The 14,486-nt window shown below is 65.6% G+C and carries 18 protein-coding genes; 8 read left to right on the top strand and 10 right to left on the bottom strand.

The window, feature by feature from the left end:
• Window positions 1–15 precede the first annotated feature (15 nt).
• The 3 genes from ACVWYQ_RS18715 (at window position 16) to ACVWYQ_RS18705 (ending at window position 1,292) form a co-directional block, all read left to right on the top strand.
• Window positions 16–468 carry a MaoC family dehydratase gene (locus ACVWYQ_RS18715; RefSeq protein ID WP_036027191.1) on the top strand — a complete coding sequence of 151 codons (453 nt, stop codon included), beginning with the start codon at window positions 16–18 and terminating at the stop codon, window positions 466–468.
• A complete protein-coding gene (locus ACVWYQ_RS18710; protein ID WP_157286537.1) occupies window positions 468–947 on the top strand; it encodes a MaoC family dehydratase in 480 nt (159 codons plus the stop codon). Before ACVWYQ_RS18715 ends, ACVWYQ_RS18710 begins: the two co-directional genes overlap by 1 nt.
• Before the next feature lie 198 nt (window positions 948–1,145).
• On the top strand, window positions 1,146–1,292 hold the full coding sequence (locus tag ACVWYQ_RS18705) for a hypothetical protein (RefSeq protein ID WP_198399945.1): 147 nt from the start codon (window positions 1,146–1,148) through the stop codon (window positions 1,290–1,292).
• Window positions 1,293–1,329: 37 nt separating this feature from the next.
• Here ACVWYQ_RS18705 and ACVWYQ_RS18700 read toward each other — a convergent pair whose 3' ends face one another.
• The 5 genes from ACVWYQ_RS18700 to ACVWYQ_RS18680 all read right to left on the bottom strand — a co-directional run bounded on the left by ACVWYQ_RS18700 (window position 1,330) and on the right by ACVWYQ_RS18680 (window position 4,904).
• Window positions 1,330–1,467 carry a hypothetical protein gene (locus tag ACVWYQ_RS18700; RefSeq protein WP_007614812.1) on the bottom strand — a complete coding sequence of 46 codons (138 nt, stop codon included), beginning with the start codon at window positions 1,465–1,467 and terminating at the stop codon, window positions 1,330–1,332.
• Window positions 1,468–1,763: 296 nt separating this feature from the next.
• Window positions 1,764–2,186, bottom strand: a complete 423-nt coding sequence (locus ACVWYQ_RS18695) for a hypothetical protein (protein ID WP_036009414.1) — start codon at window positions 2,184–2,186, stop codon at window positions 1,764–1,766.
• Between the two features lie 356 nt (window positions 2,187–2,542).
• Window positions 2,543–3,451: a hypothetical protein gene (locus ACVWYQ_RS18690; protein ID WP_456726254.1), complete on the bottom strand. Its 909-nt coding sequence runs from the start codon at window positions 3,449–3,451 to the stop codon at window positions 2,543–2,545.
• 373 nt (window positions 3,452–3,824) lie between these two features.
• Window positions 3,825–4,265 (bottom strand): nuclear transport factor 2 family protein, encoded by a 441-nt coding sequence (locus tag ACVWYQ_RS18685; RefSeq protein ID WP_271539006.1) that lies wholly within the window; start codon window positions 4,263–4,265, stop codon window positions 3,825–3,827.
• 198 nt (window positions 4,266–4,463) lie between these two features.
• Window positions 4,464–4,904 (bottom strand): nuclear transport factor 2 family protein, encoded by a 441-nt coding sequence (locus ACVWYQ_RS18680; protein WP_271539815.1) that lies wholly within the window; start codon window positions 4,902–4,904, stop codon window positions 4,464–4,466.
• A 503-nt stretch (window positions 4,905–5,407) separates the two neighbouring features.
• Between ACVWYQ_RS18680 and ACVWYQ_RS18675 the strand changes: the two genes are divergently transcribed.
• Window positions 5,408–5,794 carry a hypothetical protein gene (locus ACVWYQ_RS18675; RefSeq protein ID WP_157286541.1) on the top strand — a complete coding sequence of 129 codons (387 nt, stop codon included), beginning with the start codon at window positions 5,408–5,410 and terminating at the stop codon, window positions 5,792–5,794.
• A gap of 37 nt (window positions 5,795–5,831) precedes the next feature.
• Here the strand turns inward: ACVWYQ_RS18675 and uvrB are convergent, their stop codons facing one another.
• From uvrB to ACVWYQ_RS18655, 4 genes are all read right to left on the bottom strand, one after another.
• Window positions 5,832–8,804 carry an excinuclease ABC subunit UvrB gene (gene uvrB, locus ACVWYQ_RS18670; RefSeq protein WP_271539004.1) on the bottom strand — a complete coding sequence of 991 codons (2,973 nt, stop codon included), beginning with the start codon at window positions 8,802–8,804 and terminating at the stop codon, window positions 5,832–5,834.
• Between the two features lie 93 nt (window positions 8,805–8,897).
• The gene (locus tag ACVWYQ_RS18665; RefSeq protein ID WP_271539002.1) at window positions 8,898–9,125 is read right to left on the bottom strand and encodes a hypothetical protein; all 228 of its coding nucleotides are present in this window, start codon (window positions 9,123–9,125) and stop codon (window positions 8,898–8,900) included.
• Window positions 9,126–9,175: 50 nt separating this feature from the next.
• Window positions 9,176–9,400: a hypothetical protein gene (locus ACVWYQ_RS18660; protein WP_157286544.1), complete on the bottom strand. Its 225-nt coding sequence runs from the start codon at window positions 9,398–9,400 to the stop codon at window positions 9,176–9,178.
• A gap of 100 nt (window positions 9,401–9,500) precedes the next feature.
• On the bottom strand, window positions 9,501–10,415 hold the full coding sequence (locus ACVWYQ_RS18655; RefSeq protein WP_157286545.1) for a LysR substrate-binding domain-containing protein: 915 nt from the start codon (window positions 10,413–10,415) through the stop codon (window positions 9,501–9,503).
• A gap of 152 nt (window positions 10,416–10,567) precedes the next feature.
• On the opposite strand from ACVWYQ_RS18655, the gene ACVWYQ_RS18650 reads away from it, so the two are divergent.
• The 3 genes from ACVWYQ_RS18650 (at window position 10,568) to ACVWYQ_RS18640 (ending at window position 12,538) form a co-directional block, all read left to right on the top strand.
• A complete protein-coding gene (locus ACVWYQ_RS18650; RefSeq protein ID WP_271538998.1) occupies window positions 10,568–11,347 on the top strand; it encodes a sulfite exporter TauE/SafE family protein in 780 nt (259 codons plus the stop codon).
• A complete protein-coding gene (locus tag ACVWYQ_RS18645; RefSeq protein WP_128264786.1) occupies window positions 11,344–11,574 on the top strand; it encodes a hypothetical protein in 231 nt (76 codons plus the stop codon). Before ACVWYQ_RS18650 ends, ACVWYQ_RS18645 begins: the two co-directional genes overlap by 4 nt.
• 265 nt (window positions 11,575–11,839) lie before the next feature.
• On the top strand, window positions 11,840–12,538 hold the full coding sequence (locus ACVWYQ_RS18640) for a glutathione S-transferase family protein (protein WP_404543982.1): 699 nt from the start codon (window positions 11,840–11,842) through the stop codon (window positions 12,536–12,538).
• A 63-nt stretch (window positions 12,539–12,601) separates the two neighbouring features.
• Here the strand turns inward: ACVWYQ_RS18640 and ACVWYQ_RS18635 are convergent, their stop codons facing one another.
• Entirely contained in the window at window positions 12,602–12,817 is a 216-nt protein-coding gene (locus tag ACVWYQ_RS18635) for a hypothetical protein (protein WP_404543979.1), read from the bottom strand.
• Window positions 12,818–12,934: 117 nt separating this feature from the next.
• Here ACVWYQ_RS18635 and ACVWYQ_RS18630 point away from each other — a divergent pair, with 117 nt between their 5' ends.
• Window positions 12,935–14,485, top strand: coding sequence for a DUF1800 domain-containing protein (locus ACVWYQ_RS18630; protein ID WP_404543977.1), 1,551 nt, complete (start codon window positions 12,935–12,937; stop codon window positions 14,483–14,485).
• Window position 14,486 lies beyond the last annotated feature (1 nt).

Raw genomic sequence — 14,486 nt, 5'->3', positions numbered from 1 at the left:
CAAAGCTTTCCCGAGATGACCCTGACCTTCGAAGATTTCCCGCCTGGCCGGTTCGGAACGTTCGGCCCGCGCCACGTCACCCGCGACGAGATATTGGCCTTCGCCGCCGAGTTCGATCCGCAGCCGATGCATCTCGACGAGGCGGCAGCAGCTGAGAGCATGCTGCGCGGCCTGTCCGGTTCGGGCTGGCACCTGTGCTCGCTGATGATGCGGATGATGGCCGACGGCTTCATCACGCGCGCCGCGTCACTGGGATCTCCCGGCGTCGACGAGGTGCGCTGGCTGTCGCCACTGCGGCCCGGCGACGATCTCACGCTCGACGTCGATGTCCTGGAAGCGCGGGCCTCGAAGAGCCGACCTGAGCTCGGCATCGTCAAGTTCAAATGCACCGCGCGCAATGCGGCGGGGCAGGCGCTCGCCGAGATGACCTCGCCGATCCTGATCAAGCGGCGCGAAGGAGCGGCCTGATGCGGTTCTTCGAAGACATCGCGATCGGTCAGCGTCGCGAGATCGGCGCCTATACGTTCACGGCGGAAAAGATCAAGACCTTCGCCGCGAAGTTCGATCCGCAGCGCTTTCACCTCGATGAGGAGGAGGGCAAGAACTCGCTGTTCGGCGGGCTCGCGGCCTCGGGCTGGCATGTCGGCTCGGCCTGCATGAGCCTGCTTGTCGCCGACGGCCAGCGTCTGGCGCGCGAGGCCGCCTCGCGCGGCGAGGAGGTCGCGGTGTGGGGCCCGTCGCCAGGCTTTCGCGACCTGCGCTGGATCAGGCCGGTGCTCGCCGGCGATACCGTCGCTTACGTCAATGAAGTCATCGACAAGCGCGCCTCCGCCTCCCGTCCCGGCTGGGGCATTTTGACGGCCCGCACCACCGGCACCAACCAGCGCGGCGAGGAGGTCTATTCCATCACCGCCTCCGCCTTCGTGCCGCTGCGCGAGGGCGGTTAGATCTGTTCCAAGATGAACGGGCAAATGAGTGCGCGAGTGTTGCCCGCGCGCTATGGACGCGATTCCGGGTGGCTGCCATAAGCCTGCGCAACATGGTTACGGCGAAGCAGTTTCGCGGAACCAGTCAGTTGCTAACTAATTATGAACCTGTCGCTGTCTATTTGAAAACGAATAGGCAGACGACAGGGGACGAGGACCATGGCTGATCGCGGCGCACTCAAATTTGTTGGATTCATCTTCGCGACCGCGACGCTGGCCGTGATGCTGGTCGCGGGCATGGTGGCGAAGGGCTACGCCGATGGCGCCTACACGCTGGAAGCCTCGACCGTGGAAGCGGCCCGGTAAGATTCGTTAACGATCGCGGCCGGCATCCGGCCGCAGCTCAGCGGCTATAGACGAACGCAAGGATGGCGATCGCAACCGCCAGCAGCCCGACAAAGCGCAGCATGATCGTGCCGAATTGATTCGGCGCGGGCCGCAACGGGATCGGGTCCGTGGTGTCGGGCCGAATGCTTTCCATCTGAAATGTCCCCCTGAGCCCGGCCGCGACGGCACGGGCGCTTGGCGTTTGTCGCCCGGGAGCGGCGGTGGGTTCAAACGGCAGTCTCGTGTCCCGAACGCGCTGCAGCGTGCAACGCTGCTGCGCAGAGCTGGGACCCAGAAGGCCGCGCTGGAGAAATGCTGTGACATGGGCCCCGGCTCTGCGACGCGTCACTGCGTGCCGCATCGCGTCCGGGGCACGAGGCCTCCCTCGAAATCAAAACCGCCGCGTCCCTTCCGGAACGCGGCGGCCGATGATGCGTTTCGTGCCGGCGATCAGCTGTTGCGCAGGCCGTCGGCGGCGCGCTTCCACTGCGCGACGTTGTCGGCGATCATGCGGGTCGACTTCATCGCGGCCTGGCTGAGCTGGGCGTAGCCGGAGATCTCGCGCTGGACGCGCTGGCCTTCGGCGTGAAGCAGGTCGCGCAGGCTCTCGAGCTCGGAGATCAAATTCTCGATCTCGGCGAGCGAGGTGCCGGCGACGCGCTGGATCAGCGAGTTGACGTTGTTGACGGTGGCTTCCGCGCTCGGGTCGAGCGGCGGGGCGTCGGTGGTGGTCGCGGCCGGACGGCGCAGATAGGCGATGTCGTTGCGGACGAAGTCGCGGATGCCGGCTTCGACCTCGGTCACGGCGGCGAGGTTGGTGTCGACCGTCTCGGTCTCGGTGGCTTCGATCTTTTCCGGACGCATGGCGTTCATCGTTATTCCCCTGTTCGCGTTGAGCGCAGCGCGAGTGTCCCCCGCACGACGACGTCTGTGAGGCAGGCCGCATCAGGGCGTCCGATTTTGACCGCAAATGGGCCGAGATGCGGCAAGGCCGGACCATTCGGGGGTTTTGCCGTGGCGTATGGTTAGGGAAGGGTGAATCGCGTGCGAGGTGAATGCGCGGCTCGGCCGGTGCTTCACGCCCTCGCCCCGTTCTTACGGGGAGAGGGTGGGGTGAGGGGCTGCTTCCGCGATCACGGTGAGAGTTGGACTCGCGGAGAGTCCCCCTCACCCGGAATTTGCTGTCGCAAATTTCGGCCTCTCCCCGCAGGCGGGGAGAGGCGAAGACACTACCAGCTCTTCTTGAAGCCCGCCGTAACGCTCTTGTTCAGCGTGCCTTGCGAGGTTTCACCGACCGAGCCTGATACGGTGACGTTGTCGAACAGCTTCTGCTCGGCGCCGAGCTTGCGCAGCCATCTATCGTCGGTGGTCGACAGCGTCTGGCCGGCAACGATGCTGGTGCCGGTGTCGGTCACGGTGACCTTGGCACTCTGGTCGGTCTCGTAATTGCGCGTGACGTGGCCGCCGATGCCGGGGACCGCACTGGTGCCCTGCTGGTTGACGCTGTAGCCATTCTGCAGCGTCAGCGAGGTGTCGCCTGACAGCGGCACCGATTTGGTCAGTGTCGCCCCGATCTTGCTGTGCTCGGCGCCGGGATCGACCCTGGCTTCCACCGCGGTCTTGTCCCAGATCGCGCCCGCGCCCGGCGCGGTTGCCGTCGCCCAGGCGCTGCCCGAGGATTGCGGCAGGTTGCCGCCGTTGGTGGCCTTCTGCGCCAGCAGCTCGGACATCGTCCTGGGCTCGCTCGCCAGCGTCATGTCGGCGCCGACTCGGGTATCCCAGAACGAGGACACCGATTGCTTTACGGTCACCGCCGAGGAGCCGTTGGCATTGGGATTCGACGACCAGTCGAGGCCTTCCCTGGCGGCGGCCTGCGCGCGCTTCTTGGCGGTCATCGGGTCGATGCCGGTCCCCGCATCGACCGCGATCTGGCTCCAGTCGAGCTTGTCGACGTCGATGCCCTTCATGATGTCGGGATCATTGACGTCGGGGGCTTCGGCCGCCTCGGCCTCGTCGTCGGATGCGGGTGAGGAGAAGGGCGGAATGATCTGTGCCTGTAACGTCAGCACCGAGCCCAAGATGAATGCGGCCGCCAGCAACGGCAGCCTGGTCCAGCCAAACCCTGTCGAGAATTCCATCGTCCTGCCCACGAACCCCAGCGCATGCTGTCCGCCCCACTATAGCGGTCGCAATGACCATGCGCCATTCCGGCGCTGAAAGTGCCGGTTTATCGTTGCGGAATTGTGGCGGTTCGCCAGGGAAGGCGAACCAACGGGCCGCGCGAGAGGCGCGCGCCCGATGACGAGCTCGTGATGCGACGGCATCCGGCGGGGCTGGAGGCCAGGACGTCGCGATCGCCTCGTCGTCGGTCCCGAACAGCGGGGCCCGTTGGCGTCCCCCCTGAAGCGCGATGATCATCATCGCGCTTCAGGTTGTTGTTTGCACATGATCTTCTCGGAAAATCGCTTCGCACTATGCGCTAGCGCGGCCCTTTCGGGGCCGGATCATGCGCTAGCCGACGCTGGTCATCTTCGGCAGATGAATGGCGCGGCCGAGTGCCTGCTCGACCAGGTCGAAGGTGTCGATCAGCACCCGCATGCTGATTAGCTTGCCGGCCTTGAACTGGGCGAACTGCGCCACGCGCAGGCTGATCGGCTTGTTGGAATCCAGCGCCGTCAGCGAATAGCGCACCATCGAGGCGGCGGAATCGACGCCCAGCATGATGCTCTCGCGGTCGAAGCGGCGGACCTGGAAATTGTCGGCGAGCTGGCGGATGACGTCGAGCACGGCATCCTTGCCCTGGCGCGCGCCGAGGAACGGAAACATGTCGATCGGGCCGTAGAGCGCCCATTCGACGTCCTCGTCGATCAGGACCTCGATATCAGCGAAATGCCGGTCGTTGATCGCGCGGTGCAACGCGCGCGAGAAACGCCAGAGGCTGTGCTCTGTCATTTGGGGCAGTCCTGAAGCTGGCTTTACGGAAAAAACGGCAAACAACCCCATGCGCACTCGGGCGCCGGGGCCAACTCATTTGTATACGAACAAATTAGCAGATTTCGGCCAAAACGCAATTCACGTTTTCGCAATGCACACTTGATCGCTCTTTGTGAGATTTACAATAGAACCCCGTAATTGTCCGGGTCCCGGCGCTCAGTCCGCCCGGGCGATCAGCGGCCCGATCTCCCGTTCCAGCACCTGCTGCACCAGGTCGTAGGAATCGATGATCTCGCGCATCTCCGCCACCAGTCCGCCGCGGAACGTGTAGAACACCGCCATGTCGAACTGCACGATGCGGTCGTTGCTGCGCTTCTTGAAAAAAGCGTGCATGTACGTCGCGACGGCCTCGCCCTCGGCGACGATGTGCGGCGTCTTGTAACGAACCTCCGAATAGCGCGACCAGACCGTCTGCCACAGCTCGCGCAGCTCCTGCTTGCCGTGGCGCGGTACCATGTGCGGCAGCACGTCGATCGGCGCGTGGGTGAGGAAATAGACATCATCGGTGCAGCAGGCCAGCGCCGCCTCGATATCGCCGCGCGCGAAGGCATCGAGCAGGTGCACCACGCGTTGGCGATTCAGCTTCTCCACCGTCATTGCCACCAGTCCTCGTTCGGCCCCGTTGCGTTCCGCAACGCTAACGCGCGGTGTCGCGCACCGGCAATCCGCGAAATCACAGGGATGTTGCATGCGTTTTGACGCACGAGCGCAATGCTCGGTTCACGATATGCAACTGTAAGTTGAATTGCGGGATAGCTGCACGAATTCGCGCTCTATCCGGTTGCGCGGGGCGCAACGCGCATGGCGCCGTGCGCAACGTCAGCACAGGCGCACGGAAACTTCATTTGAATTAGCCAGAGGCCGTCATGCCCGGGCTTGTCCCGGGCATCCACGTTCTTCGTGCTGCGTGAAAGGCGTGGATGGCCGGGACAAGCCCGGCCATGACGACGTGGAGAGAGTCGGCGCCCATAGGCCGACAGCTCATATGCGATAGTCTTGCCGCAAGTGGAGCGAAGCCGGCCCGTCCCGCGTGACCCATCTCACATCACCCCACCGGCGCCGTGGCTACCGTCATCGGCATGTCATCAGGGAGACGTGCCATGGCCACCATCGCCAATGCAAGAAAGTCCCGCCTGCATAACGCGCTCGAAGGCCTCGCGCTGACCGCGAGCCTGCAGAGCTTCCCGACCTTCGCCACATCGGCCTTCCTGCTCAAGCTCTGCGGCGACCACGACCTCGTCGGCGACCCCGGCGTTGCCATCTTCGTCGCATTTGCCTCGCTCGCCCACGCGACGCTGGCCGTGACCCTGGGCCCGAGTTTCCCGCACCTGTTCAAGACCGTCTACGAGCCGAAATTCTTCGAGGCCCATCTGTCGCTCTCCGACAAGATCACGGCATGGCGCACCCAGCCCGTCGCCTCGCTGCAATTGGTGACGATCGTGCTGCTGCTGTCGGTGATGGCGGTGGTGACGGCGAGCGTGGGGTGAGGGGGTAACCACGAACGTCGCCGATAAACCTACGCGTCTACCTCTTCTTCCACCCCCCGCGCCGTCCCGGCGCGCCACCCGTCGACTTCGGCGCCGGCCCGAACTCCGGACCCGACTGCCGCGAATCCGTCGGCTGGATGATGCGGCTGGCGCTGCCGAACGGCTTTGACGGCAACGCGCGGCTCTCGCGATAGGGCAGCGATTCCGGGCCGTGCATCTCGTCGAGATGCGGCTTGTGCACGCGGGAGCCTTTGCCGCCGCCGGCCTTGAGCGCGGTCGCGGCGCTCTTGTTCTTCATGGCGCTGACGGGCAGGTTCGCGGCATCGCCATACTTCTTCGCCCCCGCATAGGCGCCGGCCTTGCCCGCGACCACGCGCTGCTTGGCGGTGGGGTCGTCGACCACGGCGAGCTCGGTGGCGCGCAGGCGCTTGACTTCGTCGCGCAGGCGCGCGGCTTCCTCGAAGTTCAGGTCGGCCGCGGCCTCGCGCATCCTTGTTTCGAGATCGGCGAGCACGGCTTCGAAATTATGGCCGATCGAGATGACGTCGTCGGTCATGTCGTGGCCGCCGACCTCGATCAGCACGTGGTCGCGCTCGTAGACCGAGTTGAGGATGTCGCCGATCTGCTTCTTCACGCTCTCCGGCGTGATGCCGTTGGCGTTGTTGTACTCGACCTGCTTCTCGCGGCGGCGGTTGGTCTCGGCGATGGCGCGCTCCATCGATCCCGTCATCTGGTCGGCGTAGAGGATCACCTTGCCGTCGACGTTGCGCGCGGCGCGGCCGATGGTCTGGATCAGCGAGGTCTCGCTGCGCAGAAAACCTTCCTTGTCGGCGTCGAGGATAGCGACCAGCGCGCATTCGGGAATGTCGAGGCCTTCGCGCAAGAGGTTGATGCCGACCAGCGCGTCGAATGCACCGAGGCGCAAATCGCGGATGATCTCGATGCGCTCGATCGTGTCGATGTCCGAGTGCATGTAGCGGACGCGAATGCCCTGCTCGTGTAGATATTCGGTGAGGTCCTCCGCCATGCGTTTTGTGAGGACCGTGATCAGCGAGCGATAGCCCGCTTGCGCGGTGGCGCGCACCTCGCCGACGAGATCATCGACCTGCGTGCGGGCCGGGCGGATGTCGACGGGAGGATCGATCAGTCCCGTGGGGCGAATGACCTGCTCGACGAACACGCCGCCGCTCTCGTTCAGCTCCCAGCTGCCCGGGGTTGCCGACACCGCGACGGTCTGCGGCCGCATCATGTCCCATTCCTCGAAGCGGAGCGGGCGGTTGTCCATGCAGGACGGCAGGCGGAAGCCGTATTCGGCCAGCGTCGCCTTGCGGCGGAAGTCGCCGCGGAACATCGCGCCGATCTGCGGGATGGTGACGTGGCTCTCGTCTGCGAAGATCAGCGCGTTGTCGGGCACGTATTCGAACAGCGTCGGCGGCGGCTCGCCGGGGCGACGCCCGGTGAGGTAGCGCGAATAGTTCTCGATGCCGGCGCAGCTGCCCGTCGCCTCCATCATCTCGAGGTCGAAGGTGGTGCGCTGCTCCAGCCGCTGCGCCTCCAGCAGGCGGCCCTGGTTGTTGAGCTGGTCGAGCCGCTGCTTCAATTCGAACTTGATCGACTTGATCGCCTGCACCAGCGTCGGCCGTGGCGTCACGTAGTGCGAGTTGGCGTACATCTTGATGAATTCGAGCTCGTCCTGCTTGTGGCCGGTGAGCGGATCGAACTCCTCGATATTCTCGATGGTGTCGCCGAACAGGTTCACGCGCCAGGCGCGGTCTTCATAGTGCGCCGGAAAGATGTCGATGACGTCGCCGCGCACGCGAAACGTGCCGCGGGTGAAATCGGCCTGGGTGCGCTTGTACTGCAGCGCGACGAGATCGGCGATGAGCTGGCGCTGGTCGATGCGCTCGCCCTTCTTCAGCGCGAAGGTCATCGCGGTGTAGGTCTCGACCGAGCCGATACCGTAGATGCAGGACACCGAGGCCACGATGATGACGTCGTCGCGTTCGAGCAGCGCGCGCGTCGCCGAGTGGCGCATGCGGTCGATCTGCTCGTTGATCGAGGAATCCTTTTCGATGTACGTGTCCGTGCGGGGCACATACGCTTCCGGCTGGTAGTAGTCGTAATAGCTGACGAAATACTCGACTGCGTTGTCGGGGAAAAAGTTCTTGAACTCGCCATAGAGCTGGGCGGCCAGCGTCTTGTTCGGCGCCAGGATCAGGGCCGGGCGCTGCGTCGCCTCGATCACCTTGGCCATGGTGTAGGTCTTGCCCGAGCCGGTGACGCCCAGCAGCACCTGCGAACGGTCGTTGCGCTCGATGCCCTCGACCAGCTCGGCGATTGCGGTCGGCTGGTCGCCCTTGGGCTCGTAGGACGACTTGATCTCGAAGCGGACGCCGCCTTCGGACTTTTCCGGCCGCGGCGGCCGGTGCGGCGTCCACACCTTCATGGAGCCGTCGCCCTTGCGGAACTCCGGCCGGCCCTCGCGGATCAGCGATTCCAGTGCATCCGCGGTGGCCTTGACGCCGAGCGCCTCCATCTTGGACCGCGGCGGACGCGCCAGCGCCTCGGCATCGTCCTCCTCAGTGGGCAGGCCGAGCTGCCGCGCCAGCTCCGGATCGAGCGTCGGAATCGTGGCCGCGGTTCCGTAATTGGCCTGCGGCGCCTCCTCCAGCCCGGCGAGCTCAGCCGACTGACGGGCGCCCGGCGGCTGCGGATTGGGCCGCAGCGGCATCGGCCGCGCCGCATCTTGTGGAAACTCCTTCGGCGTCGAAGCCCGCGCGCGATGTGCGGCGGCCTCGCCCCCGGCGCGGCGGTCGCGCGAATTGTCCGGCGGCGGCTGCAGGCCGGTGCCTGATCCCAAGCCCGCATCGCCGCGATTGATCGCGGGATTGAGCAGTTCGGCCAGCGCCGGCCCGATCGGCTGCACGTCGGGGCGGTGTGCCTTCGAGTTCGGAGCCTTGGTCTTCGTGGATTTGCCGGGTTTTTCGGAGGATGCAGGTTTCTTCGCCATGAGGCGAATATGGGACGAGTCCGCCCCGCAATAAAGGGTGAATGCCCGTGGCGATGCAGGCTGCTGACAGCAGGTTGGCAGCAGCCTTGCGGTTCACGCCGCCGGCAGCGGCCCCTCGTCGTCTCCGGTGCTGACATTCGGCTCGACGATGTCGAGATGAATGCCGCCGCAATCAGTGCAGCGCATGGTCCAGTACTCGCATCCGGCGCGGCCGCCTATCACACGGAGCACCGTGAGATCGCTGTCGCATTCCGGGCAGTTGGACAGCACTGCGCGGGCATAGATCCGCGGCTGCGCTGCATCGGTTTCGACGATGGACATACCGGTTCCCCCCTTTGCGCCGCCCTGTCTCTGATCCGCCTGCGGACCGCCTATTCGTCGTCGCCGCCGGCCCGCAGCCGAAAACGATCGATGTGGTGCTTGGCATCGGCAATCGCGGCATCGCGATCGGGCCAGGCGAAGCCGACTTCCATGGCCGGAAACAGCACGCCGTCGATGGCCACCGGGCTGAGATCGGCCCGGCGGATCCGCGCGTGCCACAGCCCCTTGCCAGCTTCGAAGGATTCGATGTCAAAGCCGTCGTAGAGGGTCGTCATGAGTGTAGGTCCCACGTTTCTTTTCGGAGGGTCACGAGACCACGTCTGCGGATTTTGGGATGTGAAGCCGTTCACAAGCGGGCGGCTTTTTTGCCCGCCTTCAGTTCCGCGCTGCAGCACGGCCGATCCGGCGCGGCCGGGCGGCGGGTTCCGATGCCGCCCGCATGATCCAGCGGCGGAAGGCGGCAAAGTCGCGCTGCTCGGTCTGGAAGCTGCGATAGAGCAGGTACCAGCGCATGCCCTTGGGCACTGACAGGTCGAACGGCGCTACCAGCCGGCCGGCCGCAAGATCGTCGTCGATATAGGGGCGGATGCCCATCGCGATGCCGAGCCCGTCGGCCGCGGCCTGCAGCGCCTGGCCGTAGAACTGGAACTCGGGCCCGCGCGCGCTGATCCGAGCCGTGCCCGCCGCCTTCAGCCAGATCGGCCAGTCCTCGGGTGAGTGCGCGACGCGGATCAGGCTCGGTCCCTTCAGGTCGGCCGGGCGCTTCAATCCTCCGGCAAGGCGAGGCACGCAGACGGGGGTGAGGTCGCCCGCGAACAGCGGCTCGGCGACGAGGCCGGGCCAGTCGCCGGTGCCGAGCTTGATGCCGCAGTTCCAGTCCTCGCCGAACGGCACCGCGGCGCCGCCGGTGGTGAAGCGCACCTCGATGTCGGGCTCCTCGCTGCGAAACTCCGAAAGGCGCGGGATCAGCCAGCGCATCGCAAAGGTGTGGCCGACGCCGATGGTGAGCACGCGCACGCTCGCAGGCGCCGTCACCTGCGCCGTGAGGCTCGCCAGCGCATCGAAGATCGGGGTCAGCCCGCTTTGATAGGCGCGGCCGGCCTGCGTCAGCACGAGCCTGTTGGCCTTGCGCTCGAACAAGGCGACGCCGAGCCGCTCTTCGAGCAGGTGCACCATGCGGCTGACGGCGGCCGCCGATACGCTCAGCTCCAACCCGGCCGCAGCAAAGCTTCCGGTCCGCGCCGCCGCCTCGAACGCCTTGATGCCGTTGAGAAACAGCAGTCGCCGCAAATGATCACCCTCAGGAAAGCTGATGCCAGGGCAAGATAACTCAGTTTGCGGAAAAGGCGCAAGCGAGGCACGTTCTCCTTTGCCTCTCCCCGCGAGTGGGGCGAGGGAGTGCAACAGTTCGCGTCCCTCACTCGCCCTCGGGAGATCCTTTCGTGACGCCCATCATGATCGCTGCCCTCGGATTGCTGATGGTGGCCACGGCGTTCCTGTCGGGGCTGTTCGGCATGGCGGGCGGGCTGATCCTGATCGGCGTGCTGCTGGCCCTGATGCCGCTGCCGACCGCGATGGTGCTGCATGCGATCACGCAGATGGCCTCGAACGGCTGGCGCGCGTTCCTGTGGCGGGCGCATATCCGCTGGCGGCCGGTCGCGAACTATATGGTCGGCGCGGCCGTCGCGCTCGCGGCGTGGTCGCTGACCCGCTACGTGCCAGACAAGCCGACGGCGCTGCTCTTGCTCGGCGTCACCCCGTTCATGGCGCGGCTTTTGCCGGCGAACGTCAAGCCGGATCCTGATAGCCTCTGGCAGGGCACGGTCTACGGCACGATCTGCATGGGCCTGATGCTGATGACCGGCGTCTCCGGCCCGCTGCTCGACACCTTCTTCCTCGGCGGCGATTTCGGCCGGCGCGAGAAGGTTGCGACCAAGGCGATGTGCCAGGTCGTCAGCCATTTCACCAAGCTGATCTATTTCGGCGGCATCATCGACCAGGCCGCGGGCCTCGATCCCGTGCTCGCTGCCGTCGCCATCGCAGCCTCGATGCTCGGCACCACGCTGGCGCGGCGCATCCTCGAAGCCATGACCGACCAGCAGTTCATCGCCTGGTCCAACAAGCTGATCACCACCATCGCCTGCTACTACATCGTCCACGGCGGCTGGCTGTTGCTGCGTGCGCCGGTTCTGGCTGCCTTCGACAAGGGAGGTTTGCAATGAGCGAGACGGCCGATCCGCTGGTGCTGGACTTCGTCGAATGGGTGGCGCGCGAGCCGCGCGCCTATGCCGAGGTGATCGCGACCTGGAAGACCTCGTGCCCGCGCCTCACCATCTGGGAAGACGCCGCCGAGCGCGGCTACGTCGCGCGCGAGACGATTGCAGGTCTCGGGCTGGTGATCGCGGTGACGGAAGGCGGTGAGAGGCTGTTGCGCGCCAACGGGCGGTAGTTTCTTTGCCTCTCCCCGCCTGCGGGGAGAGGCCGACACGCGAAGCGTGGCGGGTGAGGGGGAGTCTCCGCGAGTCCGTCTCTCACTGTGATTGCGGAGGCAGCCCCTCACCCCAACCCTCTCCCCGTAAGAACGGGGAGAGGGAGAAGACATAGCGCAGCTCTCTCCACATCGTCATTGCGAGCGCAAGCGAAGCAATCCAGAATGTCACTGCAGCGGTAGCCTGGATTGCTTCGCTGCGCTCGCAATGACGGAGCACTGGTCCATGTCGCTCAAACTCTACGAACTCGTCGGCACCGATCCAGCGCGCCCCTTCAGCCCGTATTGCTGGCGCACGCGGATGGCGCTCGCGCACAAGGGCCTTGCAGCGGAATCGCTGCCCTGGCGCTTCACCGAGAAGAGCGCGATTGCGCCGCACGGCTCGGAGAAGGTCCCGGTGCTGATGCATCACGACAAGCCGATCGTCGATTCCTGGATCATCGCGAACTATCTCGAGGACCATTTTCCGGATCGCCCGTCGCTGTTCGGCGGCGAGGGCGGCCGCGCCATGGCGCGCATGATCAATGCGTGGGGCGACATCGCCATCGTGGGCGGCATCTTTCCGCTCATCATCGCCGACATCCCGAAGAATCTGAATGAGGTCGATGCCGCCTATTTCCGCAAGTCGCGCGAGGCCCGCTTCGGCGGCAATACTCTCGAGGAGATCATGGCGGGCCGCGAGGCCGGCGTCATCGCGTTCCGCAAGTCGCTCGAGATCATGCGGCAGACGTTCAAGACGCAGCCTTTTCTCGGCGGGCAGGCACCGAACTACGCCGACTACATCGTGTTCGGCGGATTCCAATGGGCGCGCATGGTCAGCCCGTTCAAGCTGCTGGATGCGGATGATCCCATCTATGCCTGGCGCGAAAAGCTGCTGGATGCGTTCGACGGCTTGGCGCGCAAATCGCCGGGGCACGAGGTGTAAACTTCGTAGCCCGGATGGAGCGTAGCGAAATCCGGGGCCGGTGCTAGCGGAACGAATCCCGGATTACGCTTGCGCTCCATCCGGGCTACGCGCCGCCGCTTTCCGCAAGCACGCCCGGCACAGGCAGTCCTCGCCCTCGAGCGGCATCGGCAGTTTTGCCGTCTCCTCCGCGCACCAGCAATTGCCATAGAGATCGCAGCCGAATTCGCTGCCGCAACGGGAACAGGTGAGACGGCGCGCAAGTGCCGGCGCTGACGGCATTTCTTTCGGATTTGTCATGATCTACGTCGAAGCTTCGTCGTCATTTTCAGGGCGGGTTCATCTGCCGCTGCAGTATATTACGCGTCGCCCGCGTCGCAGGAAAGCACCTCGCAACACGCGAAGGACAGATCATCGATGGCCCGCGATTCGCAAGCCGCCCTCGTCGCGCTCAACCGCTTCGGCTTCGGCGCCCGCGGCGGTGCATCGGGCGATCTCGTCAACGCAAGCTCCGACCCGCGCGGCTTCGTGAAGGCCGAGCTTTCGCGTTCCAATGGCGTGCTGTTGGAAGCGCCGGGCCTGCAATCGACGCCGCAGCTCGGGCAGGCCGTGTTTGCCTATCAGGACCAGGTCAAGCAGGCGCGTGAGGCGGCGAAGGCCGCCGCGCCCGCCGAGACGCCGGCACTAGCGCCTGCCGATCAGGACGCGCCCTTGCGCCGTAATCTCTCGCTGAATGCAGCGGCAGAGATCACTGGCCAAATGGCCGATGCGAAGCCCACAGGCAGCGCACCGAAGCCGGAGACCATGCAGCCGAACGCTGCGCCGCCTGCTGCCAAGCCAGCGCCGCAGCCGCTCAATGTCATCCAGAAAACCTTTCGCGCCGAGGCGCTGGCGCGGCTGCAGCGCGCCACGCTGGCCGAGTGCGGCTTCACCGAGCGCCTCGTCGCGTTCTGGTCCAATCATTTCTGTATCTCTGCCAGTAAGGGCGAGTTGGCGCGGATCTGGGCCGGCGCGTTCGAGCGCGAGGCGATCCGGCCGCACGTGCTCGGTCGCTTCGCCGACATGCTGAGGGCGGTCGAGCAGCATCCGGCGATGCTGTTCTTCCTCGACAACCAGCAATCGCTTGGACCCGACTCGCGCGCGGGACAAAACCGCAAGCGCGGGCTGAACGAAAATCTCGCGCGCGAGATCATGGAGCTGCATACGCTCGGCGTCGGCGGCGGCTACACCCAAGGCGACGTCACCTCGCTCGCGCGCATCATCACCGGCTGGACCTTTGCCGGCAGGCAAGGGCAGCTCGGGGTTCCCGGCTCCTTCGTCTTCAACACCAATGCGCATCAGCCCGGGCCGCAGGTGCTGCTCGGCAAGACCTACGATCAGGCCGGCCTCGCACAGGGCGAAGCCGCGCTCGCCGATCTCGCGCGACATCCCTCGACCGCGAGTTTCATCGCCACCAAATTCGTCCGTCACTTCGTCGCGGACGAGCCGCCGCCGGCGCTCGTTGCGCGCCTGCGCGACGTCTTCGTCAAGACCGACGGCGATCTCAAGGCGATGGCGACCACGCTCGTCGATTCCGAGGAAGCATGGAAAGCGCCGCTCACGAAGCTGCGCTCGCCATACGATTTCCTGGTCGCGAGCGGCCGGCTGCTGGCGCGCGTGCCGGAGGATCCCGGCGCCTATCTCAACAACCTCAATCTGCTCGGCCAGCCGCTGTGGTCGCCGCCGGGTCCCAACGGCTTTCCCGACAGCAATGCCGCCTGGGGCGCGCCGGAAGGCATCAAGCTCAGGCTCGACATCGCGGCGCAGATCGGCGCGCGGCTTGGCAACAACATCGATCCGCTCGACCTCCTTGAGTTCGCCGCCGCCGATGCCGCCTCGGCCGAGACGCGGCGGACCATCGAGCGCGCGGAGTCGCGGCAGCAGGCGCTGGCGCTGCTGCTGATGTCGCCGGAAATGCAGAGGAGATGAT

The sequence above is a fragment of the Bradyrhizobium sp. USDA 3397 genome, assembly GCF_054060965.1.
This window is presented reverse-complemented; position numbering and strand designations above follow the sequence as displayed.

Coding starts and splice junctions, on each gene's coding strand:
- ACVWYQ_RS18675 (WP_157286541.1), top strand. CDS start 5,408: ATGGCCACCATCGCCAATGCAAGAAAGTCCCGCCTGCATAACGCGCTC.
- ACVWYQ_RS18665 (WP_271539002.1), bottom strand. CDS start 9,125: ATGTCCATCGTCGAAACCGATGCAGCGCAGCCGCGGATCTATGCCCGC.
- ACVWYQ_RS18660 (WP_157286544.1), bottom strand. CDS start 9,400: ATGACGACCCTCTACGACGGCTTTGACATCGAATCCTTCGAAGCTGGC.
- ACVWYQ_RS18710 (WP_157286537.1), top strand. CDS start 468: ATGCGGTTCTTCGAAGACATCGCGATCGGTCAGCGTCGCGAGATCGGC.
- ACVWYQ_RS18635 (WP_404543979.1), bottom strand. CDS start 12,817: ATGACAAATCCGAAAGAAATGCCGTCAGCGCCGGCACTTGCGCGCCGT.
- ACVWYQ_RS18685 (WP_271539006.1), bottom strand. CDS start 4,265: ATGACAGAGCACAGCCTCTGGCGTTTCTCGCGCGCGTTGCACCGCGCG.
- ACVWYQ_RS18715 (WP_036027191.1), top strand. CDS start 16: ATGACCCTGACCTTCGAAGATTTCCCGCCTGGCCGGTTCGGAACGTTC.
- ACVWYQ_RS18695 (WP_036009414.1), bottom strand. CDS start 2,186: ATGAACGCCATGCGTCCGGAAAAGATCGAAGCCACCGAGACCGAGACG.
- ACVWYQ_RS18705 (WP_198399945.1), top strand. CDS start 1,146: ATGGCTGATCGCGGCGCACTCAAATTTGTTGGATTCATCTTCGCGACC.
- ACVWYQ_RS18690 (WP_456726254.1), bottom strand. CDS start 3,451: ATGGAATTCTCGACAGGGTTTGGCTGGACCAGGCTGCCGTTGCTGGCG.
- ACVWYQ_RS18640 (WP_404543982.1), top strand. CDS start 11,840: ATGTCGCTCAAACTCTACGAACTCGTCGGCACCGATCCAGCGCGCCCC.
- ACVWYQ_RS18700 (WP_007614812.1), bottom strand. CDS start 1,467: ATGGAAAGCATTCGGCCCGACACCACGGACCCGATCCCGTTGCGGCCC.
- ACVWYQ_RS18630 (WP_404543977.1), top strand. CDS start 12,935: ATGGCCCGCGATTCGCAAGCCGCCCTCGTCGCGCTCAACCGCTTCGGC.
- ACVWYQ_RS18645 (WP_128264786.1), top strand. CDS start 11,344: ATGAGCGAGACGGCCGATCCGCTGGTGCTGGACTTCGTCGAATGGGTG.
- ACVWYQ_RS18680 (WP_271539815.1), bottom strand. CDS start 4,904: ATGACGGTGGAGAAGCTGAATCGCCAACGCGTGGTGCACCTGCTCGAT.
- uvrB (WP_271539004.1), bottom strand. CDS start 8,804: ATGGCGAAGAAACCTGCATCCTCCGAAAAACCCGGCAAATCCACGAAG.